Origin of the sequence: Streptomyces sp. NPDC093544, from assembly GCF_040683495.1 — a bacterium.
GTDB lineage: Bacteria > Actinomycetota > Actinomycetes > Streptomycetales > Streptomycetaceae > Streptomyces.
On record NZ_JBFBEA010000017.1, the window covers coordinates 172904 to 195960 of the forward strand.

At 70.0% G+C, this 23057-nt stretch carries 16 protein-coding genes and 2 pseudogenes; 7 read left to right on the forward strand and 11 right to left on the reverse strand.

Going from position 1 to position 23057, the window contains the following annotated elements:
- Positions 1-5: 5 nt before the first annotated feature.
- From kdpB to AB0N66_RS26125, 4 genes are all read right to left on the reverse strand, one after another.
- Positions 6-2147 carry a potassium-transporting ATPase subunit KdpB gene (gene kdpB / locus AB0N66_RS26110; protein WP_365439365.1) on the reverse strand — a complete coding sequence of 714 codons (2142 nt, stop codon included), beginning with the start codon at positions 2145-2147 and terminating at the stop codon, positions 6-8.
- Positions 2144-3808: a potassium-transporting ATPase subunit KdpA gene (gene kdpA, locus AB0N66_RS26115; RefSeq protein ID WP_365439366.1), complete on the reverse strand. Its 1665-nt coding sequence runs from the start codon at positions 3806-3808 to the stop codon at positions 2144-2146. The genes kdpB and kdpA overlap by 4 nt, the downstream gene beginning before the upstream one ends.
- A gap of 8 nt (positions 3809-3816) precedes the next feature.
- The gene (gene kdpF / locus AB0N66_RS26120; protein ID WP_266456782.1) at positions 3817-3906 is read right to left on the reverse strand and encodes a K(+)-transporting ATPase subunit F; all 90 of its coding nucleotides are present in this window, start codon (positions 3904-3906) and stop codon (positions 3817-3819) included.
- A gap of 246 nt (positions 3907-4152) precedes the next feature.
- The gene (locus AB0N66_RS26125) at positions 4153-5994 is read right to left on the reverse strand and encodes an APC family permease (RefSeq protein ID WP_365439367.1); all 1842 of its coding nucleotides are present in this window, start codon (positions 5992-5994) and stop codon (positions 4153-4155) included.
- 319 nt (positions 5995-6313) lie between these two features.
- Between AB0N66_RS26125 and AB0N66_RS26130 the strand changes: the two genes are divergently transcribed.
- Positions 6314-6886 carry a hypothetical protein gene (locus tag AB0N66_RS26130; protein WP_365439369.1) on the forward strand — a complete coding sequence of 191 codons (573 nt, stop codon included), beginning with the start codon at positions 6314-6316 and terminating at the stop codon, positions 6884-6886.
- 45 nt (positions 6887-6931) lie between these two features.
- The gene (locus AB0N66_RS26135) at positions 6932-7423 is read left to right on the forward strand and encodes a peptidylprolyl isomerase (RefSeq protein ID WP_365439371.1); all 492 of its coding nucleotides are present in this window, start codon (positions 6932-6934) and stop codon (positions 7421-7423) included.
- Between the two features lie 79 nt (positions 7424-7502).
- On the opposite strand, the gene AB0N66_RS26140 is transcribed toward AB0N66_RS26135, so the two are convergent.
- Entirely contained in the window at positions 7503-10166 is a 2664-nt protein-coding gene (locus AB0N66_RS26140; protein WP_365439450.1) for an ATP-binding protein, read from the reverse strand.
- A 222-nt stretch (positions 10167-10388) separates the two neighbouring features.
- Here AB0N66_RS26140 and AB0N66_RS26145 point away from each other — a divergent pair.
- The 4 genes and pseudogenes from AB0N66_RS26145 (at position 10389) to AB0N66_RS26160 (ending at position 14426) form a co-directional block, all read left to right on the forward strand.
- Positions 10389-11151: pseudogene (locus tag AB0N66_RS26145) on the forward strand (cation:proton antiporter).
- 93 nt (positions 11152-11244) lie between these two features.
- Entirely contained in the window at positions 11245-11856 is a 612-nt protein-coding gene (locus AB0N66_RS26150; RefSeq protein ID WP_365439373.1) for a DUF998 domain-containing protein, read from the forward strand.
- Between the two features lie 82 nt (positions 11857-11938).
- Positions 11939-12058: pseudogene (locus AB0N66_RS26155) on the forward strand (short-chain dehydrogenase); the annotation flags it as partial.
- Positions 12059-12452: 394 nt separating this feature from the next.
- Positions 12453-14426 carry an amino acid transporter gene (locus AB0N66_RS26160; RefSeq protein ID WP_365439375.1) on the forward strand — a complete coding sequence of 658 codons (1974 nt, stop codon included), beginning with the start codon at positions 12453-12455 and terminating at the stop codon, positions 14424-14426.
- Positions 14427-14450: 24 nt separating this feature from the next.
- On the opposite strand, the gene AB0N66_RS26165 is transcribed toward AB0N66_RS26160, so the two are convergent.
- From AB0N66_RS26165 to AB0N66_RS26180, 4 genes are all read right to left on the reverse strand, one after another.
- A complete protein-coding gene (locus AB0N66_RS26165) occupies positions 14451-17789 on the reverse strand; it encodes a S8 family serine peptidase (protein WP_365439377.1) in 3339 nt (1112 codons plus the stop codon).
- A 139-nt stretch (positions 17790-17928) separates the two neighbouring features.
- Complete coding sequence (locus AB0N66_RS26170; protein WP_365439379.1) at positions 17929-18930, reverse strand: ABC transporter; 1002 nt, start codon at positions 18928-18930, stop codon at positions 17929-17931.
- A complete protein-coding gene (locus tag AB0N66_RS26175; protein ID WP_365439452.1) occupies positions 18927-19856 on the reverse strand; it encodes an ABC transporter ATP-binding protein in 930 nt (309 codons plus the stop codon). Before AB0N66_RS26175 ends, AB0N66_RS26170 begins: the two co-directional genes overlap by 4 nt.
- A gap of 8 nt (positions 19857-19864) precedes the next feature.
- A complete protein-coding gene (locus AB0N66_RS26180; protein ID WP_365439381.1) occupies positions 19865-20296 on the reverse strand; it encodes a GntR family transcriptional regulator in 432 nt (143 codons plus the stop codon).
- 268 nt (positions 20297-20564) lie between these two features.
- On the opposite strand from AB0N66_RS26180, the gene AB0N66_RS26185 reads away from it, so the two are divergent.
- Positions 20565-20798 carry a hypothetical protein gene (locus AB0N66_RS26185; protein WP_365439383.1) on the forward strand — a complete coding sequence of 78 codons (234 nt, stop codon included), beginning with the start codon at positions 20565-20567 and terminating at the stop codon, positions 20796-20798.
- Here the strand turns inward: AB0N66_RS26185 and AB0N66_RS26190 are convergent.
- A complete protein-coding gene (locus AB0N66_RS26190; RefSeq protein WP_365439454.1) occupies positions 20795-22240 on the reverse strand; it encodes a HAMP domain-containing sensor histidine kinase in 1446 nt (481 codons plus the stop codon). The genes AB0N66_RS26185 and AB0N66_RS26190 overlap by 4 nt on opposite strands.
- Positions 22241-22290: 50 nt before the next feature.
- Positions 22291-23028, reverse strand: coding sequence for a response regulator transcription factor (locus AB0N66_RS26195; RefSeq protein WP_365439385.1), 738 nt, complete (start codon positions 23026-23028; stop codon positions 22291-22293).
- Between the last annotated feature and the right edge of the window lie 29 nt (positions 23029-23057).

Here is a 23057-nt window from a genome sequence, read left to right on the forward strand (position 1 = left end):
GGCGATCAGCCGATTCCGGGGATGAGGGAGATGATCAGGTCGATGATCTTGATGCCGATGAAGGGCGCGATGAGTCCGCCGAGTCCGTAGATCCCGAGGTTGCGGCGGAGCATCCTGTCGGCGCTCACCGGCCGGTACTGCACGCCCCGCAGGGCGAGCGGGACCAGCGCGATGATGATCAGCGCGTTGAAGATGACCGCGGACAGGATCGCGGAGTCGGGCGAGGACAGGTGCATGATGTTGAGCTTGTCCAGGCCCGGGTAGACCGCCGCGAACAGCGCCGGGATGATCGCGAAGTACTTCGCGACGTCGTTGGCGATGGAGAACGTCGTCAACGCGCCCCGGGTGATCAGGAGTTGCTTGCCGATCTCGACGATCTCGATGAGCTTGGTGGGGTTGGAGTCCAGGTCCACCATGTTCCCGGCCTCCTTGGCGGCCGAGGTACCGGTGTTCATGGCCACGCCCACGTCGGCCTGGGCCAGCGCCGGAGCGTCGTTCGTACCGTCACCGGTCATCGCGACGAGCTTGCCGCCGGCCTGCTCCCGCTTGATGAGCGCCATCTTGTCCTCGGGAGTCGCCTCCGCGAGGAAGTCGTCGACGCCCGCCTCGTCGGCGATCGCCTTGGCCGTCAGCGGGTTGTCACCCGTGATCATGACGGTCTTGATGCCCATGCGGCGCAGCTCATCGAACCGCTCGCGCATGCCCTCCTTGACTACGTCCTTGAGGTGGATGACGCCCAGGACACGGGCGCCCTGGTCGTCCTCGACGGCGACGAGCAGCGGGGTGCCGCCCGCCTCGGAGATCCGGTTGGCCAGCGTGTCGGCGTCCGCGGAGATCTCGCCGCCCCGCTCGCGCACCCAGGCGATGACCGAACCGGCCGCGCCCTTGCGGATCCTGCGCCCGTCGACGTCCACGCCCGACATTCGGGTCTGGGCGGTGAAGGCGATCCATTCGGCACCGGCCAGCTCACCCTGGTGACGCTCGCGCAGTCCGTACTTCTCCTTCGCCAGTACGACGATGGAGCGGCCCTCGGGCGTCTCGTCGGCCAGCGAGGAGAGCTGGGCGGCGTCGGCGACCTCGGCGTCGGTGGTACCGGTCACCGGCACGAACTCGGAGGCCTGGCGGTTGCCGAGGGTGATGGTGCCGGTCTTGTCGAGCAGCAGGGTCGACACGTCACCGGCGGCCTCGACGGCACGCCCGGACATCGCCAGTACGTTCCGCTGGACCAGGCGGTCCATGCCCGCGATACCGATCGCGGAGAGCAGCGCGCCGATGGTGGTCGGGATCAGACAGACCAGGAGGGCCACCAGGACGACCATGGTGAGGTCCGTACCCGCGTAGTCCGCGAACGGCGGCAGCGTGGCGACCGCTAGCAGGAAGACGATGGTGAGGGACGCGAGCAGGATGTTCAGCGCGATCTCGTTGGGCGTCTTCTGCCGTGCGGCGCCCTCGACCAGGGCGATCATGCGGTCGATGAAGGTCTCGCCCGGCTTCGTCGTGATCTTGATGACGATGCGGTCGGAGAGCACCTTCGTACCGCCGGTGACGGCCGACCGGTCGCCGCCGGACTCGCGGATGACGGGGGCCGACTCACCGGTGATGGCCGACTCGTCGACACTCGCGACACCCTCGACGACATCACCGTCGCCGGGGATGATGTCACCCGCCTCGCAGACCACCAGGTCGCCGACGCGCAGCTCGGTGCCGGGCACCTGCTCTTCCACCGAGCCGTTGAGGCGCCGGGCCACCGCGTCGGTCTTGGCCTTGCGCAGGGTGTCCGCCTGCGCCTTGCCGCGACCCTCGGCCACTGCCTCCGCCAGGTTGGCGAAAATGACGGTCAGCCACAGCCAGGCGCTGATCGTCCAGCCGAACCAGTCACCCGGGTCCTTGAAGGAGAAGACAGTCGTCAGCACCGAGCCGACGAGGACCACGAACATGACGGGCGACTTGACCATCACCCGCGGGTCGAGCTTGCGACAGGCGTCCGGCAGCGACTTGAGCAGCTGCTTCGGGTCGAACGCACCCGCGCCGACGCGGCTTTCGTCGGTCTTGTGGCCGGTCGGCACATCGCTGTGCGGTGCCCGGGTCGGAGTGGAGGTGGACATCGAGCCCTCTTCTTTACGCGGTTTCTCTATCCGGGTGCTCATGACGCCAGCCCCTCGGCCAGCGGGCCCAGCGCGAGCGCCGGGAAGTAGGTCAGACCCGTGATGATCAGGATCGCGCCCACGAGGAGGCCGGTGAACAGCGGCTTCTCGGTGCGCAGCGTGCCCGCGGTCGCGGGCACCGGCTTCTGCTCGGCGAGCGATCCGGCCAGGGCCAGCACGAACACCATGGGCAGGAAGCGGCCGAGGAGCATGGCCAGACCGAGGGTGGTGTTGAACCACTGGGTGTCCGCGCTCAGACCGGCGAAGGCCGAGCCGTTGTTGTTGGCCGCCGAGGTGTAGGCGTACAGGATCTCGGAGAAGCCGTGCGCGCCGCTGTTCAGCATCGAGTTGGCCGGGGTGGGCAGCGCCATCGCCACGGCGGCGAAGACGAGCACCAGCGCCGGAGTGATGAGGATGTAGCAGGCGGCGAGCTTGATCTCGCGGGTGCCGATCTTCTTGCCCAGGTACTCGGGCGTACGGCCGACCATCAGACCGGCGATGAACACCGCGATGATCGCCATGATCAGCATGCCGTAGAGGCCGGAGCCGGTACCACCGGGTGCGATCTCGCCGAGCTGCATGCCCAGCATGGTGATGCCGCCGCCGAGGCCGGTGAACGAGGAGTGGAAGGAGTTGACCGCACCCGTCGAGGTGAGCGTGGTCGCCACCGCGAAGATCGACGAGCCGCCGACTCCGAAGCGGGTCTCCTTGCCCTCCAGCGCACCGCCCGCGACCTGGAACGCCGGGGCGTGGTGGGCGAACTCGGTCCAGAACATGAGGGCCGTGAAGCCGATCCAGATGGTGACCATCGTGGCGAGGATCGCGTAGCCCTGCCGGAGCGAGCCGACCATCCGGCCGAAGGTCCGGGTGAGCGCGAACGGGATCAGCAGGAGCAGGAAGATCTCGAAGAGGTTGGAGAACGGGGAGGGGTTCTCGAAGGGGTGCGCCGAGTTGGCGTTGAAGTAGCCGCCGCCGTTGGTGCCCAGCTCCTTGATGGCCTCCTGGGAGGCGACCGCGCCGCCGTTCCACTGCTGCGAGCCGCCCATGAACTGGCCGACGGCGTGAATGCCGGAGAAGTTCTGGATGGCGCCGCACGCGACCAGGACGATCGCGGCGATCACCGCGATGGGCAGCAGGATGCGGATGACGCCACGCACCATGTCGGCCCAGAAGTTGCCGAGCTCACCGGTGCGCGAGCGCGCGAATCCTCGTACGAGCGCCACGGCGACGGCGATACCGACGGCGGCGGAGACGAAGTTCTGCACCGCCAGGCCGCCGGTCTGCAGGACATGGCCCATGGCCTGCTCGCCGTAGTACGACTGCCAGTTGGTGTTCGACACGAAGGACGCGGCGGTGTTGAACGCCTGGTCCGGGTCGATGGAGGAGAAGCCGAGCGAGCCGGGCAGGATGCCCTGGACGCGCTGCAGCAGATAGAGGAAGAGGACGCCGACGAGGGAGAAGGCGAGGACGCTGCGCATGTACGCGGGCCAGCGCATCTCGGTGTTCGGGTTGGCGCCGATGCCCTTGTAGATCCACTTCTCGACGCGCAGGTGCTTGTCGGACGAGTAGACCTTGGCCATGTAGTCGCCGAGGGGACGGTAGGCGAGTGCCAGTGCCGCTATGAGCGCGACCATCTGTAGCACGCCGGCGAGGACGGGTCCCATATCAGTGCTCAGAACCTCTCCGGGAAGACGAGGGCAAGGATGAGATAGCCCAGCAGGGCGACGGCCACGATCAGGCCGACAATGTTCTCGGCGGTCACAGCTTCGTCACCCCCTTGGCGACGAGGGCCACCAGCGCGAACACCGCGATCGTGGTGACGACGAAGGCCACGTCGGCCATCGTGAGCTCCTAGATGAGGTTCGGAGTTGAACGGACTAGTAGAGGAAAGCGCCTCTTTGGCCGGATCCAGCCACCGTTGACGGGTCCCTTACGGGGCGCGCTACGGCTTTGACGCATCCCTTACGGGGGTGTTTCGGGTGGGGTTCAGGAGACGTGTCGGGGGCCCTCAGGTGATGCGGAACCGCAGTCGGCAGATCACCGCGTCCGTCTCCTTCCGCACGGCGTGGGCGACGACAGCGCCCCGCTGGTTCTGCAGCAGCCGCTGCCACAGCCGGTCCGGCTCGACTTCCGCGATCAGCACGGTGACGCGGGTGGCGGGCTCGCCGGCCGCGATATGGGACACATGCGACGCTATGGGGCGGCCCAGGGCCCGGCCCTCGGAGGCGAGCCGAACGAGTGGGACCCCGGGGTCCCAGCGCTCCCAGGCGTCCTCCAGGGCCGCCGCCTGAACGCGGTCCTCGGGGTCGGGATGGCAGACGGTGACGGCACGCACCTCGTCGCCGAGGGAGCTGGCCGCGTTGAGCGCCTCGCAGGTGAGCCGGGACAGGTTCGACACCGGGACGACCACCACGGAACGGTCGCGATGGGGCCGCTCGGGGATGAGCCCGAGGCCGAGCCACTCCCCGATCCGCGCGTACGCCCGGTGCACCGTCTCGAAGGCCGCGACAAGGAGCGGCACCGCGATCACGACCAGCCAGGCGCCCTCCTCGAACTTGGTCGCGGTCACGACGACGGCGGCGACACCGGTGAGCAGTCCGCCGAAGCCGTTGAGCGCGGCCTTGCCTCGCCAGCCCGTCCCCCGCTCCCCGTTCCAGTGCCGGACCATGCCGACCTGGGCGATCGTGAACCCGATGAAGACGCCGAAGGCGAAGAGCGGCACGAGGGTGTTGGTGTCTCCGCCGGAGAAGACGAGGAGCGCGGCGGAGATCAGCGCCAGCGTGAGCACGCCGTGGCGGTGGACCTGGCGGTCGGCCTTCAGGGCGAAGACGTGCGGGAGGTAGTTGTCGCGGGCCAGCAGCTTCAACAGGACGGGCAGGCCGCCGAAGGAGGTGTTCGCGGACAGCGCCAGCAGGATCATCGTCGCGAACTGGATGACGTAGAAAGCCCAGTTGTGGCCGAGTGAGGCGTCCGCGAGCTGGGCGAGGACGGTGACGCCCTCGACCGGCTGGAGGTGGAAGCGCGAGATCAGCACGGACAGGCCGATCAGCATCACACCGAGTACGGCGCCGAGGGCGACCTCCGCGCGCTGGGCCCGCTTGGCGCGCGGGACGCGGAAGGAGGGGACGGCGTTGGCGAGGGCTTCGACGCCGGTGAGCGCGCTGCAACCGGAGGCGAAGGCTTTCAGCAGAAGCAGGGCGCCGACGGTGGTGGCGTTGTCCGCGAGCACGGAGGCATGACCGTCGGCGGTCGCGGTGCTGACGGGCGCGGAGCGGAACAGCCCGACCACGATGAGCACGAGGATCGAGCCGACGAAGACCACGGTCGGCACGATGAAGGCCTTCGCCGACTCGACGATCCCGCGCAGGTTCACACCCGTGACCAGCACCAGCACGGCCAGGCACAGCCACAGCCGCTCGTCGTACAGCTCCGGAAACGCCGAGGTCAGCGCGGCGACACCGGCCGTGACGGCGACGGCCACATTGAGTACGTAGTCCAGGACCAGGGAGGCGGCCGCGACCAGGCTGGTCCGCGCGCCCAAGTGCGTCTTGTCGACGGCGTAGGAGCCGCCGCCGTCCGGGAACGCGGCGATCACCTGCCGGTAGGAGGCGACAAGCACCGCGAGCAGCCCGGCGATGGCGAGCGTCACCGGCAGCGTGAACCCGAGGCCGTGCGCGCCGGCGGCGGCCAGCACGAGGACGATGGCCTCGGGGCCGTACGCCACCGAGGCCATCGCGTCGAGGGAGAGGGCGGCCAGGCCCGTGACGGCGGTGAGCCGGTGGCGCTCGCCGGTATCCGGCGGTTCCTCCGCGTCGGGGGTGGCACCGGGCTCGGCGGTCAGAACGGACATGGGGCAGATACTCCTTCGTTCACGGCACGGGCTCACGGCACGTACTCGCTGGACGCACTGGCTGGACGCACTCACTGCGTGCACTTGCTGCGTGCACCCGCTGCATGAAAAGAGCCGCGCACACGGGGAGGCAGTGCGCGGCCTCAGTCAGGTTCGGCCCGGTCCGGCCGCGTACGCGCGCCGCTGGCGCGTTCTTCGCGCGAAACCCCGGGACCTTGTCGCACCCTTGACGCGCCCGCCCATCAGAGTCCCGTCAAACCCATCAGAGTCCCGTCAAGGGGTGCTGCCCCCGGCCTCCCGGGTCCCTACCGTCGCTCCTATGGAACGCCGTACGGAACGCCGCAACGACACGCGCGCCACGGTCGAGGAACCCGCCGCATCACCACCCTCTCCGGAGGTGGTGCACGACCGTCTCTGGGCCCAGGACCTGCGCAGCTCGATCCGCTGCTCCGCGGTACTCCTCGCCCTGCTCCTGCTGATCGACGGGGGAGCGGGCACCCTCACACCGCCGCGCGCCGCCCTGTGGATGGCTCTCGCGCTGCTGCTGTTCCTCGTCCTCCACCCCACCCGCGTCGCGGCCGGCGAGGGCTGGCTGACCTCCCGCGGCCTGCTGCGCGCCCGCCGTGTCCGCACCGACCAGCTGGTGTCGGTCCGCTGCCTGGACGGCGTCGCCCAACGCCTCGTCCTGCGCGACACCTCCGGCGCCTCTATCGAGATCGACCCCCGCGTCCTGGTCGCCAACCCCCCGCTGTGGCACCGCCTGGACGAGGACGCCCGCGTCTCCGCCCAGCACGGCTCCCTCACCTGCGGGGCGACGGCACTGCGCCGCGTGTCGGAGCGGATCGACCGGGAGACTGCGATGACCGTGTTCAAGGTCTCGGGGCTGAACTAGGGGCCGTCGGTAATCAGCACAGATGGGAAATGCCAGACTGATGGCATGACGACAAAGGTTTACTTCGACATCCGCATCGGCAACGAGTCCGCGGGCCGGATCGTCTTCGATCTGTACGACGACGTTGTCCCGAAGACCGCGGAGAACTTCCGCGCGCTGGCCACCGGCGAGAACGGCTACGGCTACGCCGGTTCCAAGTTCCACCGGATCATCCCCCAGTTCATGCTCCAGGGCGGTGACTTCACCAGGGGTGACGGCACCGGCGGCAAGAGCATCTACGGCGAGAAGTTCGCCGACGAGAACTTCCAGCTCAAGCACACCAAGCCGGGCCTGCTGTCGATGGCCAACGCGGGGCCGAACACCAACGGCTCCCAGTTCTTCATCACCACGATCGTGACGGACTGGCTGGACGGCAAGCACGTGGTCTTCGGCGAGGTCACCGAGGGTCTCGACCTGGTCAAGAAGATCGAGGGGCTCGGCAGCCGCAGCGGCACGCCGAGCACCAGCGTCGTGATCGAGAGCAGCGGCGTTCTCTAGTACCTGCTGTCACCCATGCCGGGGACCGTCACGCGTGCCGACGCCGGCACGGGGGACGGTCCCCTGCCGCTTTCCGGTATCACTTCAGCGCCCGCTGCTCCTGGTGCTCCACGTCCTGCTCCCGCCGCTCCACCCCCTGCTCCCGCTCCGCGAACGGCAGCGACAGCACCATCGTCAGCCCCCCGCCCGGCGTGTCCTCCGGGACCAGGGTTCCGTCCATTGCCTCCGTAAGCCCACGGGACAGGGCAAGCCCCAGCCCGAGCCCCGTCGTGTTGTCGGTGTCCCCCAGCCGCTGGAACGGCTCGAAGAGGCGGTCGCGGTCCATGGGCGGCAGACCCGGCCCACGGTCGACCACCCTTACCTCGACGCGGCCCGCGTGGGCGCTGGCGGTGAGGAGGACCTTGCGTCCTGCCGGGCTGTGCCGGGCGGCGTTGCCGACCAGGTTGGCGATCACGCGCTCAAGGAGCGGCGGGTCGGCCAGTACGGCCGGGATCTCCCCCAGGTCCCGTATCTCCACGGCGTCGGGGGTGTCGGAGAGGGCGGCGGGGAGGACCTCCTCCAACGCGGTCGCGCGCAGGTTGAGGGTGAGGACGCCGGCCTGGAGGCGACTGAGGTCGAGAAGGTTCTCCACCAGCCGGTTCAGCTTGGCCATCGACTCGTCGGCGGTGGCGAGCAGTTCGTCCCGGTCCTCGGCGGAGAACTCCACGTCACGGCTGCGCAGCGAGGCGACGGCGGCCCACCCGGCGGCGAGCGGGGTGCGCAGGTCGTGGCCTACCGCCCGCAGCAGCGCCGTACGCATCCGGTCGGCGGCCCTGACCGGTTCGACCTCGGCGGCGGCCTCCGCGAGCCGGGCCCGCTCGACGGCGGAACCGACATGCGCGGCGAAGGCGGCGAGGACCCGCCGCTCCGAGGAGGGGAGCGTACGTCCGCGCAGGACGAGCCAGGTGCCGGGGCCGATGGGCACGGAGGTCGCGCCGGAGTCGGAGTCCGCGGACGTCGCGGACGTCGCGCCGGAGTCGGACCCATCGCCGGAGCCCGAACCCGATCCAACGCCGGACCCGGACCCGGACCCTGAGCCCGAACCCGACCCCACCCCCGCCACGGGACCCGCCCCGCCTTCCGACTCCGGCGGCTCGTCCACCAGTTCCGCCGAGTCCATCCCGAAGGTCTCCCGCGTACGTTCCAGCAGCGCCGGAATCGTCGCGCCACCCCGCACGATCGTGCCGGCGAGGGACGACATCGTCTCCGCCTCGGCGGTGGCGCGGGCGCTGCGCCTGGACAGCCGTAGCGAACGGTCGACGACCGCGGCCACGGTGGCGGCGACGATCGCGAAGACCACCAGGGCCAGCATGGCGTTCGGATCGTTGAGGGTGGTGAAGTGCCCTATGGGCGGGATGAACCAGTAGTTGAGCAGCAGCGACGCCGTGACAGAGGCGATCACCGCCGAGGTGACACCGCCTATACAGGCCACGCCCACCACCGTGAGCAGGAACAGCAGCGCCTCGCTCGTGAGACTGACCGTGCCGCGCACCTGGGCGAGGACGAGGGTGAGCAGCACCGGCAGGACAAGACCGGCCACGGGCCCCGCGACGAGCCGCGCGGTCGGCAGCGTACGGCGGCGCGACGGCAGCAGCGTGCCGCGCCCGGCGCGCTCGTGCGTGACCATGTGGATGTCGATGTCGGAGGAGAGCTCGACCACCGTCTCGCCGGTGCCGCGCCCGGTGACGAACCGTTCGAGACGGCCACGGCGGCTGGTGCCGAGGACGAGCTGGGTGGCGTTCTCGGCGCGCGCGAACTCGACGAGCGCGGTGGCCACGTCGTCGCCGACCACCGAGTGGTAGCTGCCGCCGAGGCCCTCGACGAGCCGCCGCTGCCGGGCGAGCGAGGCATGCGAGGTACCGGCGGCGAGCCCGTCGCTACGGTTCACATGTACGGCGAGCAGGTCACCGCCGGCCGACCGGTCGGCGATGCGGGCGGCCCGTCGGATCAGGGTGTCGCCCTCGGGCCCGCCGGTCAGCGCGACCACAACACGCTCCCGCGTCTCCCACACCCTGCCGATCCCGTGCTCGGAGCGGTACGACTGCAAGGCCTCGTCCACCCGGTCGGCCACCCACAGCAGGGCGAGCTGGCGCAGCGCGGTCAGATTGCCGGGCCGGAAGTAGTTGGCGAGAGCCGCGTCGACCTTCTCGGGGGCGTAGATGTTGCCGTGCGCCATCCGGCGGCGCAGCCCCTCGGGCGGGATGTCGACCAGCTCGATCTGATGCGCCCGCCGTACGACCTCGTCGGGCACCGTCTCGCGCTGCGGCGCCCGCGTGATCTTCTCGACGACGTCGTTGAGGGACTCCAGGTGCTGGATGTTGAGCGCCGTGACGACGTCGATCCCGGCGGCGAGCAGTTCCTCGATGTCCTGCCAGCGCTTGGCGTTGCGGCCGCCGCCGGGAACGTTGCTGTGCGCGAACTCGTCCACGATCGCGAGCTGCGGCCGCCGCGCGAGGACCGCGGATAGGTCCATCTCCGTGAACTCGGATCCCCGGTACTCGCACCGGGCCGGCGACAGCACCTCAAGCCCGTCGAGCATGGCCTCGGTACGCGGACGCCCGTGGCACTCCGCGAACCCCACCACCACATCGGCGCCGCGTGCCGCCCTGCGCCGCCCCTCATCGAGCATGCGGTAGGTCTTGCCGACGCCCGGGGCGGCCCCGAGGTAGACCTTCAGCCGTCCGGGCCGTACGTCACCACCCATCCGCCGTACGTCCTTCGTCCGCTGTGCGCCGTACGTCATTCATCTCTGTCAGCCAAGCGCGCGGCGGCTCACCGTGTAGCGATCTTGACGCCTCCCTGGCGCCGCCCACGTGGAAGTTGACACTGCCTTGACGAACAGCGGCCCGGCAGAGTGAAAGCGGCGTGCCGGGAAGTCTGGTCGGCCGGGAGCCACAAGGCTCGCGTTCTTGGCCAAGGGGACGGCATGCGCAGCGTAGGAACGGTCCTGGCTCTCGTCGTACTCGCCACCCTGGCGGCGACGTTCGCGCGCCGCTGGCGTATCCCCGCCCCCTGTCTGCTCGTGGTCGCGGGCCTATCCGTCGCGCTGCTGCCGGGTACCCCCGAGATAAGGATCAGCCCCGAGATCATCGGGCTCGTCGTGCTGCCGCCGCTCCTGTACGCGAGCGCCGAGGAACTGTCCTGGCGCGAGCTGCGCGCGGTGTGGAAGCCGGTCGGCGTGCGCCGATCCCGGAGTCCCTCGCCGACCACCGACCGCCCACTGGTCCTGGCCCTGGTCCTGGTCCTCACCACCTCGGTCGTGGTCGTCACCCCAGTGGTCCAGGGCTTCACCCTCGCCGCGGTCGTCCGCCGCTCCGGCATCTCCCTCGAACCCGACCACACGGAACGCGAGGAAGCGGCGACCCGGTGCAGCCTGGCGGGCGCCGGCCTGAGCCGCCTGGACGAGATCTCGGAACTGGAGGCCGTCCCCCGACGTCGTCCTCGACCGTCTCCGCCGCGGCCTCACCGCCCGCCTCGAAGACGCCACCGACCGCCTCTCTGCGGCGAACGGCGACAGCACCCCGTCCAAGTCCGCCGACTTCGCCCACCGCCAGCTCCGCCGCGACCTCATCACCGTCGAGGGAACCGAACTCCAGCGGCTGTAGGACGAACACGAGATCGGCGACACGACGCGAAGGCGGTTGCAGCGGTCGCTGGACCTGGGGGAGGCGCGGCTTTCGGACGCATGAGGTGCGTATGGGGGCCGGGTTTTACCGCTCAGACCCCATACCTGACATTTTCGTCGCGAAATTCGCAGAGCGACATGAAAAGGTGACCGAATCATGTCTGCCGAACTCTGCGTCGCGATCCTCGGGCTGCTCGGGCTCACCGGATATCTGGGAATCTTCACAGCGCTGCACGTGCTGCCGACGGGGTACAGCCCCGTCCACCACGCCGTCAGCGACTATGCCGTGGGCCGGTACGGCTCGTTGTTCCGACTCGGGCTGCTGGTGTCCTCGCTAGGCGTCGTGTTCCTGGCGATCGGTCTCACCCTCGACCCGGGTGCACCGCCGCTGGCGGTGAGCCAGCTCGTCTTCCTCTTCCTGGTACCGGCCATGCGTCTCGGCATGGCCCTCTTCCCTACCGATCTTGAGGGCGAGAAACTCACCCGCACCGGGCGCCTGCACTACCTTTTCGCCATCGCCGCGTTCGCCTTCACCTACGCGGCGATCTCCGGGATGACGTCCCGCCTGGAATCAGTGTCGCCCTGGGAGTCCGCGCACGGGCTCCTGTCGGTACTCCTCTGGATCGCCCTGGTGTCGCTCGTGCTCCTGGTCGTCACGCTGCTCCCCCGCCTGCGGACGGTCTTCGGCCTGTTCGAAAGGGTCTTTCTCGTCAGCACCAACCTCTGGTTCATCACCGTGGGAATCTGCCTCGCAGTCAAAGCGACCTGAGACCGGGGCTCCTCACCGGAACTCGGCGAGCCGCGGGCGCAGGCCAAGAAGGGGCAGCACGCCCGCCGTGAGCGGCAGGCCATCCGCGGACGGCAACGAGATCGCCTTCCAGGTCAACTTCCTCGCCCACTACCTGCTGACCTGCCTGCTGGAACCGGCGCTCACCAGCGAGCCCGGTGGCCGCGTCGTGCACGTCTCCTCCCACGGTCGCAAGGCCGGCCAGCGCTGACGCCAAGGGTTCTCCGCCCCCTCCGCCCCTATCCGTCCCTTGTTCCCGGGGGCTCCGCCCCCAGACCCCCGTATCGCGCTGAACGCGCTCGTCCTCAAACGCCGGACAGGCTGAAACGCGGGCAGCGGGGTCTGGGGCGGAGCCCCAGGAGAAAGGGACGGGTAGGGGCGGAGGGGGCGAAAAACCAACCGCCCGTCCCCATCACGAACAAGCGATGACGTTGCGGAGTCCTCCGGATTCCTTCCGGGACGTTCCTCCCAACATGCGCGAGACCCTGGGCCTGTGGATCACTGGTTGCATACGCTGGCCCGGCCCGCCCGCGTCATGGCCGGAAACCCCCGCTTGGCAGCACGTCAGGAGCCCGCCGATGGCCACCGCCGACAAGGACGCCCGTACGAGCCGCCCGCGCACGAGCCCCCTGCGTACGTGGATGCTCCAGGGCCTCTCCGAGATGGCCAAGACCCCGCAGCCGGGCCCGCACACCCCGCCCACCACCCCCGCGCACGAGGGCCAGCGCTGGTGGCGGGTGATGTGTCTGACCGGCGTCGACTACTTCTCCACGCTGGGCTACCAGCCGGGCATCGCGGCGCTGGCGGCCGGCCTGCTGTCTCCCGTGGCCACCATCGTGCTCGTCATCGTCACCCTCGCGGGCGCACTCCCCGTCTACCGCCGAGTGGCCGAAGAGAGCCCCCACGGCCAGGGGTCGATCGCGATGCTGGAGCGGCTGCTGACGTTCTGGAAGGGCAAGCTGTTCGTCCTCACCCTGCTCGGCTTCGCCGCCACCGACTTCCTGATCACCATCACCCTGTCGGCGGCGGACGCCTCCACCCACCTGGTGGAGAACCCGCACCTCACCGAGACCCTGCACGACAAGCAGCTGATCATCACCCTCATCCTCGTCGCCCTCCTCGGCGCGGTGTTCCTCAAGGGCTTCCTGGAGGCGATCGGCGTCGCGGTCGTCCTGGTGGGCATCTACCTGGCGCTCAACGTCGTGGTCACCGTCGTGGGCCTCTGGCACGTGATCACGAAGGGCCACGTCATCACCGACTGGTCCACCGCCCTGACCGCCGAACACGGCAACGTCTTCGCGATGATCGGCGTGGCTCTGCTGGTCTTCCCGAAGCTGGCCCTCGGCCTCTCCGGCTTCGAGACGGGCGTGGCGGTCATGCCGCATGTGGAGGGCAAGCCGGGCGACACCGAGGAGAATCCGGCCGGTCGTATCCGGGGCACGAAGAAGCTGCTCACCTTCGCCGCCGTGATCATGAGCGTGTTCCTGATCGCGACCAGCTTCATCACCACGCTGCTCATCCCGGAGAAGGAGTTCGACCCGGGCGGCGACGCCAACGGCCGCGCGCTCGCCTTCCTGGCCCACGAGTACCTGGGCAGCACCTTCGGCACGATCTACGACGTCTCCACCATCGCGATCCTCTGGTTCGCCGGCGCCTCCGCCATGGCCGGCCTGCTCAACCTCATGCCGCGCTACCTCCCCCGCTACGGCATGGCCCCGCACTGGGCCCGCGCGGTCCGCCCCATGGTGATCGTCTTCACTCTGGTCGCGTTCCTGGTGACCTGGATCTTCGACGCCGACGTCGACGCCCAGGGCGGCGCGTACGCCACCGGGGTCCTCGTCCTCATCAGCTCCGCCGCCATCGCGGTCACCATCGCCGCGCGCAAGGCCGGCCAGCGCAACTGGACCATCGCCTTCGCCGTCATCTCGGCGGTCTTCCTCTACACGACCGTCGTGAACGTCTTCGAGCGCCCCGACGGCGTCAAGATCGGCGCCTGCTTCATCGCCGCGATCATCCTCGTCTCGCTCCTGTCCCGCCTTGCCCGCGCCTTCGAACTGCGCGTCACCAGCCTGACCATGGACCCCATGGCGGAACGGTTCGTACGGGACATCGCGAGCCGCCGGGCCCGCTTCATCGCCAACGAGCCCGACAACCGTGACATCACCGAATACCGCGAGAAGATCGAGCAGATCCGCGCCGACAACGACGTACCCCTCCAGGAGGACTTCGTCTTCGTCGAGGTCACCGTCCTTGACGCCTCGGAGTTCGAGACGGGCCTGACCGTACGCGGCGAGGTCATGCACGGCCGCTACCGCGTCCTGACCCTGGAGTCCTCCTCCATCCCCAACGCCCTCGCGGCCCTCCTCCTCTACGTCCGCGACAGCACAGGCCAGACCCCGCACATCTACTTCGAGTGGACCGAGGGCAACCCCTTCACCAACTTCCTCCGCTTCTTCCTCTTCGGCCAGGGCGAGGTGGCCCCGGTGACCCGCGAGGTCCTCCGCGAGGCGGAACCCGACCGCGCACGCCGCCCCCGGGTGCACGTCGGCTAGACCCGACGTGCACCCGGGGGGCTGCTACTTGGTGGTGCGGTAGGCGCCGTACACCGTCTGTTCCAGGGTGTTGCCGGCGGCATCGGTGAGGGTGGCGCGGAGCGAGACCGTGCCGGCCTTGGCGGGGTGGCGCAGTTTCAGCAGCTTGCCGTCCACGGCCTTGGTGGTCTTCCAGGACTTGCCGTTGTCGTAGGACACCTTGAAGGCGAGCTTGCGAACGGTGCCGGCCTTGGCGGCTCCTTCGATCTTGAACGGTACGGCGAGGCTCGCACCGGCCTTGGCCGTACTGGACGTCGACAGCGTCGGCGTGAAGCGGACCACCGACAGCGGAAGCCGCTTGGCGGTGTCCCCGGCGACGTGCGAGGAAGCGAAGGTCCACGCGGCGGTGACCCGGCTGCTGACCGCGCTCTGGGCCGTGGCCCGGGAGACGTCGGTGGTGAGCCGGTAGGTGTGCTTCCCGGCGGGGAGCGTGTGGACGTCGCCGTTCAGCGGCGAGCTCTCGGCGAAGACCTTCGTGCCGTCGGCGTAGAGCTTGCTCGTGGCCTTGGTGTACGCGGACTCGCCCAGATGGCCCGCGCCGTCGGAGAACAGCGGCATGTACGCCGCGAACCGGTCGCCGCTGCGGAGTGCGCCGGGGCTTTCGTATCCTGGGGTGAGGGGGCTGGCGGGGAGGGACGGGCCGAAGACGCCGATGTTGAACCGCTCGGTGTACTCCCTGCCCGCCGCGTACGCCTTGGGCGAGGCGGACTGGCTGCTCTCGTACACCGGTTCGCCGTCCGCGCCGGGGGCGCCCGACTGGGAAACCGAATAATGCCACTTGACGCCGTTGGGGAGTACGTATTCGGTGCTGGTCAGCGGCAGGCGGCCGCCTTCGCCCGGGCTCAGGTCGAACCAGGAGCCGGTGGGCAGCAGAGGCGCGGCGACGACACTCGCGGTCTTCCCCTTGGCGGGCGCGCCGATGACGACATTGACCTTGGTGAGCTGTGAGCGCCGGATGTTCTGGGTGAAGCCCGCCAGGTCGCCGGTACGGTTCCAGGCCGGCCGGTAGTTCACGCTCCCGTGCTTCCAGGTCCCGGTGTACTGCGCGAGCGCCTCACCGGCGGGCACACGCGCGCCGAACTGGCCGACGCGCAGGTCCTTGAAGGTGTCGGCGAGGTACGTGGTGGCGTAGGAGTTGTCGGCGTTGACGCTGTTGTGGAAGGTGACCATGGCGTCGGTGTTCTTCGCCGCGGCGTCCGGCACGGTGATCCGTACGGGCTTGGTCTTGCGGGCGTCCATGACCAGGGTGGTGTCCTTGGCCAGTGTGAACTTCGGGTTCAGCAGGACGGCGTATCCGTCGCCGCCGGTGCCGATCCGGCCGTCCAGGCTGTAACGCCCCTTGGGCAGCCGCACGGTGACCTGACCGTCGGTCCGGTCGGAGACGTCCTGCCAGATGGTGTTGTCCAGGCCGTAGATGCCCGTCTCGGAGTCGCCGGTGGCCTTCCCCTTCAGGTCGAGATGTTTGATCGTCAGGTTGTACGACTCGACCTCACGGTTGATGGCGATGGCGGTCCGCGCGGTGGTGGGCGCCCCCTCGGTGGAAGTCGCGGTGACCGAGCCGGCGAAATTGCCGTCGATCGTGCCCACGCTGCTGTCGGCGGTGACGGTGGCGGTCGCCTCGCCGCCCGCGGGGACGGTGAGCCGCTTCGGCGAGACTTCGAACATGCCGTCGGCGGCGGGCTTGCCGTCCGCGCCGAAGGCCTCGGTGGCCAGGTCGAGGATGACCGGCCGGTCGCCCGCGTTGCGGTAGCCGACCTCCTTGCTCACCGGCCGGTCGTCGGTGTGCGGGTACTGCCGGGTGCCGAAGCCGAGCGAGGTGGGACTGCTGGTGAGCTGCTGGGTGATCGCCTTGGCGACATCCGTGCGACCGGTGCCCTGCGTGTACGCGGAGACTCCGGCGAGGGGCTTGGCGGAGGCGACGAGGGCGGCCTTGATCTGCTCGCCGGTCCAGTCCGGGTGCTCCTGGGCGAGGATCGCGGCGGCGCCCGTGACATGCGGGGTCGCCATCGACGTACCGCTCATCGACACATAGCCGTCGGCGGCCGGATCACCGTCGGTGCCCTGGGCCGCGTGCGCGGCGACGATGGCGACGCCGGGGGCGGTGATGTCGGGCTTGAGGGAGCCGTCGGCGGTGGGACCGCGGCTGGAGAAGTCGGCTGTGGCGTCGTCCTGGTCCACCGCGCCGACGGTGAGCGCGGCCGCCGCGCTGCCGGGCGAGCCGATCGTGCCCTCGTCGGGGCCGTCGTTGCCTGCGGCTATGACGAAGAGGGTGCCGGAGGCGGCCGACAGGTCGTTCACGGCCTGTTCGAGCGTGTCGGTCTCGGCGGTGTCCGGGCCTCCGAGGCTGAGGTTCACCACCTTGGCTCCCTCGGCGACGGCCCACTGCATACCGGCGACGATGCCGGACTCGTAGCCCGAGCCGGAGTCGTCGAGCACCTTGCCGACCAGCAGCCGGGCACCGGGCGCTACGCCCTTGTACTTGCCGTCGGACTTGGACCCGGAGCCCGCGATCGTCGAGGCCACATGCGTGCCGTGTCCCACGCGGTCCACGGTGTCGGTGGCGTCGGAGAAGTTCTTTTGCGCGTCGATACGGTCCGTCAGGTCCGGGTGCGTCGCGTCCACTCCAGTGTCAAGGACGGCGACCTTGACGCCCTTGCCGTCGTACCCGGCCCGCCAGGCCTCGGGGGCGCCGATCTGCGGCACGCTCCTGTCCAGGGCCGCCTCGACCCGGCCGTCGAGCCGGATCGTCGCGACCTTCGCCGAACTGGCGACGGCGGCCGAACCCCGCGCCGCGCCGCTGCCGGTGAGGGTCCGCCAGAGTGCGGCGCCCTCGGTCTTCCGGGCCCGCAGGGCGTCGCCGTTGACGCTGGGCAGGTCCCGTCGGACGGTGGCGCCGGAGGCGGAGAAGGTGCTCGCCGCGAGGGACTTGCCCTTGTCGTAGGTGACGATCAGCGGCAGGTCGGGCCGGGCGGCGTCGTCGTAGCGCGACTCCACCAGCTCTGTCACGTCGAACAGCCGCCGGTCCGCCGTGCCGTTCGCGATCAGCGCGTCGGCGTCGCGCGGCACGACGTAGGCGTGGCCGTCGGCCTGTTCAATACGGAAGGCAGTCCCCTCACGGCCTTCGGCGGCCGTGACGCGGGTGACCTTTCCGGCCACGTCGAGGGTGACCCGGTCTCCGGTGACGAGCGTGACCGTCTTCGCACCGCCGTCGACGGCCGGCGAGTCGAGGCCCGGACCGGCGGCTTCGGGCAGCGCCTGCGCTCCGCCGGCCGTACCGCTCAGCAGTCCGGCGGCGAGAACGGCGGCCGCCAGCGGGGTGGCCACGACCGCTCGTTTCCTGTGCGTGCTCAACACGTGCCTTTCGGTTGGTCGTTGATCGAGGGCATGACGAACCGCGCCCTGGAGGCGGCGCCTCCGGGGCGAGTTCGTGAACAGCGAGGTCGGTGAAGGGGTGGAGCTGAGGTCAGACGAGACGCCTACGGCCCCAGAAGAGGATGAACACCGTGACGGCAGCGGTCAGGGCCAGCAGGATGGAGGCGCCGAACCACTGCATCGACGACATCTGCGAGAAGGGGATGTAGTCGACCGACCAGCCGATGACCTGCTTCTGCTCCAGGCAGGCGTTGGCCGCCTTCTCCGTGGCCTCGTTGCAGCTCCCCCAGCCGATGAGATCGCCGTTGGCGGTGAGATAGGACTGGTCGATCGAGTAGGCGGTGTCGGGCACGGCCGGGTAGGCGTTCTCGCCGACCCCGTTGCTGGTGGTCACCGTGACCACGTTGGCGAGGTCGAGGCGGAAGTACGACCAGACCAGCTGCACGGCGACGGCGAAGCCGAGAGTGACGACCATGGACAGCAGGGTCCGGCGCAGCAGCATGCCGATCGCGACACCGCCGACCAGGGTGAACAGGGTGAGCGCCACCGGCACGGGTCCGGTGTTGTCGAACGCGGGACCGGTGCTCCAGTCAAGGATGTTCGGACTGCTCCGGACCGGCCCCCACCACCAGCCGAACATCACGGAGAGCACGACGGAGAGCGGGACGACCACGAGAGCCGTGGTCCCCAGTTTCGTGGCGATCCAGCGGACCCGGCTCACCGACTGGGAGGCGACCAGTTTGGCGGTGCCGTTCTCCAGATCGCCCGCGACCAGCGGCGCGCCGAGGAAGACGCCGATCACGACGGGGATGAACCCGAGGCCGGTAGCGGCCCAGGCCAGCCGGCTCCTGTCGACCTTCGCGGCCCAGTCGTCATCCGTCGGGTGGGGCCACCCGGGGACGCCGTTCAGCTGGTCCGTCAACTGCCCGCGCTGGTAGGCCATCCAGCCGACGGCGACGACGGTGAGGGCGATGAGGGTCCAGAAGGCGACCCGGTGCTGGTGCCAGACCAGCCAGTTCAGCCCGCTGAGGCGAGGTCCGCGGCGTACCGGCTCGGTGCCGGCCGGGGTGCTCGTGCTGGTCAACGTACTCATGCCGCCACCGCCTTCGCGACGGCGCGGTCGCCGACCTGGGCGGTCGGGGTGATCAGGGGTGGGGCCTGCGGGGAGCGCAGGTAGCCGAGGAGGAGTTCCTCCAGGTTCGGGGCATCGGCCTGCCAGGCGCCACCGACCGGCCCGGCGGGGCGCACCAACGCCCTGACCTGCCGTCCGCTGGTGCGGGACTCGACGACCGTGTGCTGTGCCAGGGCCCCGGGGAGGCCCGTGCCGTCGTGGACCCCGGTGAGCAGGGTGTGGGCGGCGAGGAGTTCGTCGACGTCACCGGCCAGCCGCAGTCCGCCCTCGGCGATGACCACCAGGAAGTCGCAGACGTTCTCCAGCTCGGTGATCATGTGGGTGGACATCAGCACGGTGGTGCCGTGCTCGGCGGCCTCGGCCAGCAGGGTGCCCATCATCTCGTGGCGCACCAGCGGGTCCAGGTCCGACATCGGCTCGTCCAGGAGCAGCAGATCGGGCCGCTTGCCGAAGGCGAGCGCGAAGGCCACCCGGGTGCGCTGCCCGCCGGACAGCGTGCCGATCTTCGCCTCGAAGGGGATGTTGCCCGCGCGGACGATGTCCTCGGCGGCCTTCTGGTCCCAGCCGGGGTTCAGCTCGCGGCCGAGCCGCAGGGTCTCGGCGACGGTGAACCGGCGGAAGAGCGGCTTCTCCTGGGCCAGGAACGCGGTGCGCCGGCCGGCCTCCGCCGACTCCGCGGCCTCGCCGAACACCCGTAGCGTGCCGCTCGTCGGCGCCAGCAAATTCGCCGCGATCCCCAACAGCGTGGTCTTGCCCGCCCCGTTGGGACCCACCAGCCCGCAGATCCGGCCGGCCGGCAACCGGAACGAACAGTCCCGCAGAGCCCATCCCCGCCGGTACTTCTTGCCCACGCCGTACGCCTCTATCGCGCTCGCCGCGTGTGTCATCGCGCTGCTCACCTGTGTTCCCCGTTCCCTGAGAATTCCGAGTTCCCCGCGGCAGCCGCACTCTGCGGATACCGGTCCTCCAGCACTGAAGCGACCAGCGCCGCCACGTCCTCCCGCTCCAGACCCGCCTCGCGCGCCTGGTCCATCCACTCCTCCAGCGACCCGCGCAGTGGCGAGTCGGCGCCCGCCTGGGGGCTGGCCAGCGACCTGCGTACGAAGGTGCCCTGACCCGGGCGCGGCTCGACCAGCCCCTCCCGCTCCAGCTCGCGGTACGCCTTCAGCGTCGTGTTCGGGTTGACCGCGCAGCTCGCCGCGACCTCCTTGGCCGTCGGCAGCCGGTCCCCCGGCACCAGCGCACCCAGCCGCAGAGCCTGCTTCGTCTGCAACACGATCTGCTGGTACGCGGCCACCCCGCTCCGCCGGTCGATGCGAAACTCCACTCCCTCCTCCACCCTTTCACTACTTGATTAGTGGAATGATGATGAAGGCAGAACGCAGGCATGTCAAAGGAGCAGGTCAACCGGGCCGCCCGGAGCGGGCATGCCTGCGATCTCCTCGCAGCACAGCGGGAGTTGGCGTCATCTCATGCCGGACGGGCGCGCGTGGGCGCGAGGCGCGGAGCGGAGGGGAGGGAAGCGGAGCGAAGGGAGAGGGAAGCGGAGTCAGCCGGTCGCCTACGCCTCCAGGGGCACCTGGGGGCGCAACGGTGTGTTCGAACCACCACCGCAGCAGCCCAGGGACACCGTCACCATCACGGCCCAGAGCCTGGGCCTGGGCCTGGGCCTGGGCCTGGGCCTGGGCCTGGGCCATGGGGCTGGGCCATGGGGCTGGGCCATGGGCGCCACCAGCAACACAGTCGTCGAAGGGGTACCCCCACCCGTCCCCATAGCCCCGGCACGCCGCAAACTGCGAAGCCGCTTTTCCTTCACGCACAAGCGCTAACGGCCACCCTCGTCCGCCGGCCCTTCCTCATCACCCACCGTGAACCCGATCACCACGCCACCCCCGGCCCGCTGGTGGGCGAACGGCGCGCCCCCGTGCCCCACGGCCACCTCCCGCACGATGGACAACCCGAGCCCCGACCCGGGCAGACTGCGCGCGTCGGCGGCCCGGTAGAAACGGTCGAAGGCCCGCTCCAGATCCCCCTCGGCGATCCCGGGCCCCCGGTCGAGCACCTCGACCCGAACACTCCCGGGGCGGCCACCCGGCACGGCCCCGGTCACGACGACCTCGATCGCCGCGCCCCCGCCCCGGTCGAACTTGACCGCGTTCTCCACCAGATTGGACACCGCCCGCTGCAACGCGGTGGGCCGCCCGTCGACCCCCGTTTCCCCGGTCACCCGCACGACGATGTCCCGCCCACTGCGCCGCCGGGCGACGATGGCGACATCCTCGGCAACCTCACCGAGATCGACCCGCCGCACCGGCTCGGTGTCGGACCGTCCCGCCGCGAGGGCCACCAACTCATTGACGAGGTCGGTCAGTTCACGGGACTCCAGTGCCAGATCGGCGACGAGTTCCTCGCGCGCGGCGGGCGGCAGTTCGTCGATGCGCCGGAGCATGGAGATGTTCGTACGCAGCGAGGTCAGCGGCGTACGAAGCTCGTGCCCCGCGTCCTGGACCAGCCGCCGCTGATCCTCCTCGGACTGCGCGAGCCGCCCGAGCATCCGGTCGAAGGACCGCCCGAGCCGGGCCACCTCGTCGTATCCCGCGACCGGCACCTGGATCCCGAGCCGCCCGGTCCGCGCCACGTCCTCAGCGGCCCCCGCCAGCCGCACGAGCCGCCGGGTGATCCGCCGGGCCAGCCACCACCCGAACAGCCCCGAGGCGATGACGACGGCCCCGACGAGCAGCACGGTCCGCTGCTGGAGCTCGTTCAGCAGATCCTCCGTGTCGCTGAACTCCTGCGCGACCTGCACCGCTCCCCGCCCGCCACCGAGCGCGACGGTCGCCACCCGGAACCAGCTGTCGCCGACCTCGACCTCCTTGTGCTCCGCCAGTGTGCCCGCCGCCGCGGCGTCCGCGGCCTGCCGGTCTGCGGCGACGACGGGCAGCGGAGGGTGCCCGGGGTCGACGACCGCGCCGCCCGGCCCGAGCACCTGCACGTCCGTACGACTGGGCCGCACGATCTTGTCGAGCGCCCCGCCGTGGTCGGTATCGGACGAGGCGAAGTTCCCCGGACCCAGCTCCTGCTGACGCACCTCGACCTGCAGATCCTGCACGACCCCGGCGAAGACGGTCTGCTGGTCCACGCGTACGAGCCGGGCGGCGGCGTCGTAGCTCAGAAACCCGATCAGAACGGTGACGACGGCGGCCACAGCCGCGAAGGACACGGTGAAGGTGGCCCGCAGCGAGGAAACCCGCCGAAGCCGAACCCGCGACAGCCGTTCGAGGAATCGCGCGGGAAATCGCTCGGGAAATCTCGGGGGCACCCTCAGTCCTCCCTCAGGACGTACCCCACACCCCGCACCGTATGGATCAGCCCGGACGCCCCCGGCTCGTCGAGCTTGCGCCGCAGATACCCCACGTACACGGCGAGATTCTTCGACCCGGGGCCGAAGTCGTACCCCCAGATCCGATCGTAGATCGTGGAGTGGTCAAGGACGATGCCCGCGTTACGAACGAGCAGCTCAAGCAGCTCGAACTCGGTCCGCGTCAGCTCCACCTCCCGCCCCCCACGCCAGACCCGCCGAGCATGGGTGTCCATCCGCACCCCGGCCGCGGCGACCTGCCCCGCGGGAACGGGCAGCTCCCGGGCCTTCACCTCGACCACATCGACCACATCATCGGGGGCACCGTCTCCGCCGCCCGTGCGGCGCAGCAGCGCCCGCAGCCGTGCGAAGACCTCCTCCACGTCGAACGGCTTGACCACGTAGTCGTCGGCCCCCGCGTCCAGCCCCGCGATCCGGTCGGCGGTCTCCACCAGCGCGGTGAGCATCAGAATCGGCGTCCGGTTCCCCTCCGCACGCAGCACCCGGCACACCTGCAAGCCGTCGATGCCGGGCATCATCACATCAAGAACCAGCACGTCCGGCGGCGTCCGATGGGCCTGGGCCAACGCCGCCACCCCATCGGCGACGGCCGTCACCTCATAACCCTCCAGGGCCAGCGCCCTCTCCAGCGCATGACGAATAGCACGATCGTCCTCGGCGAGCAGCACATTCTGGGGCACCCCACCAGTCTGCCTGGCCCCCGCCGCAC

Coding starts and splice junctions, on each gene's coding strand:
- kdpB (WP_365439365.1), bottom strand. CDS start 2,147: ATGAGCACCCGGATAGAGAAACCGCGTAAAGAAGAGGGCTCGATGTCC.
- kdpA (WP_365439366.1), bottom strand. CDS start 3,808: ATGGGACCCGTCCTCGCCGGCGTGCTACAGATGGTCGCGCTCATAGCG.
- AB0N66_RS26125 (WP_365439367.1), bottom strand. CDS start 5,994: ATGTCCGTTCTGACCGCCGAGCCCGGTGCCACCCCCGACGCGGAGGAA.
- AB0N66_RS26130 (WP_365439369.1), top strand. CDS start 6,314: ATGGAACGCCGTACGGAACGCCGCAACGACACGCGCGCCACGGTCGAG.
- AB0N66_RS26135 (WP_365439371.1), top strand. CDS start 6,932: ATGACGACAAAGGTTTACTTCGACATCCGCATCGGCAACGAGTCCGCG.
- AB0N66_RS26140 (WP_365439450.1), bottom strand. CDS start 10,166: ATGGGTGGTGACGTACGGCCCGGACGGCTGAAGGTCTACCTCGGGGCC.
- AB0N66_RS26150 (WP_365439373.1), top strand. CDS start 11,245: ATGTCTGCCGAACTCTGCGTCGCGATCCTCGGGCTGCTCGGGCTCACC.
- AB0N66_RS26160 (WP_365439375.1), top strand. CDS start 12,453: ATGGCCACCGCCGACAAGGACGCCCGTACGAGCCGCCCGCGCACGAGC.
- AB0N66_RS26170 (WP_365439379.1), bottom strand. CDS start 18,930: ATGAGTACGTTGACCAGCACGAGCACCCCGGCCGGCACCGAGCCGGTA.
- AB0N66_RS26175 (WP_365439452.1), bottom strand. CDS start 19,856: ATGACACACGCGGCGAGCGCGATAGAGGCGTACGGCGTGGGCAAGAAG.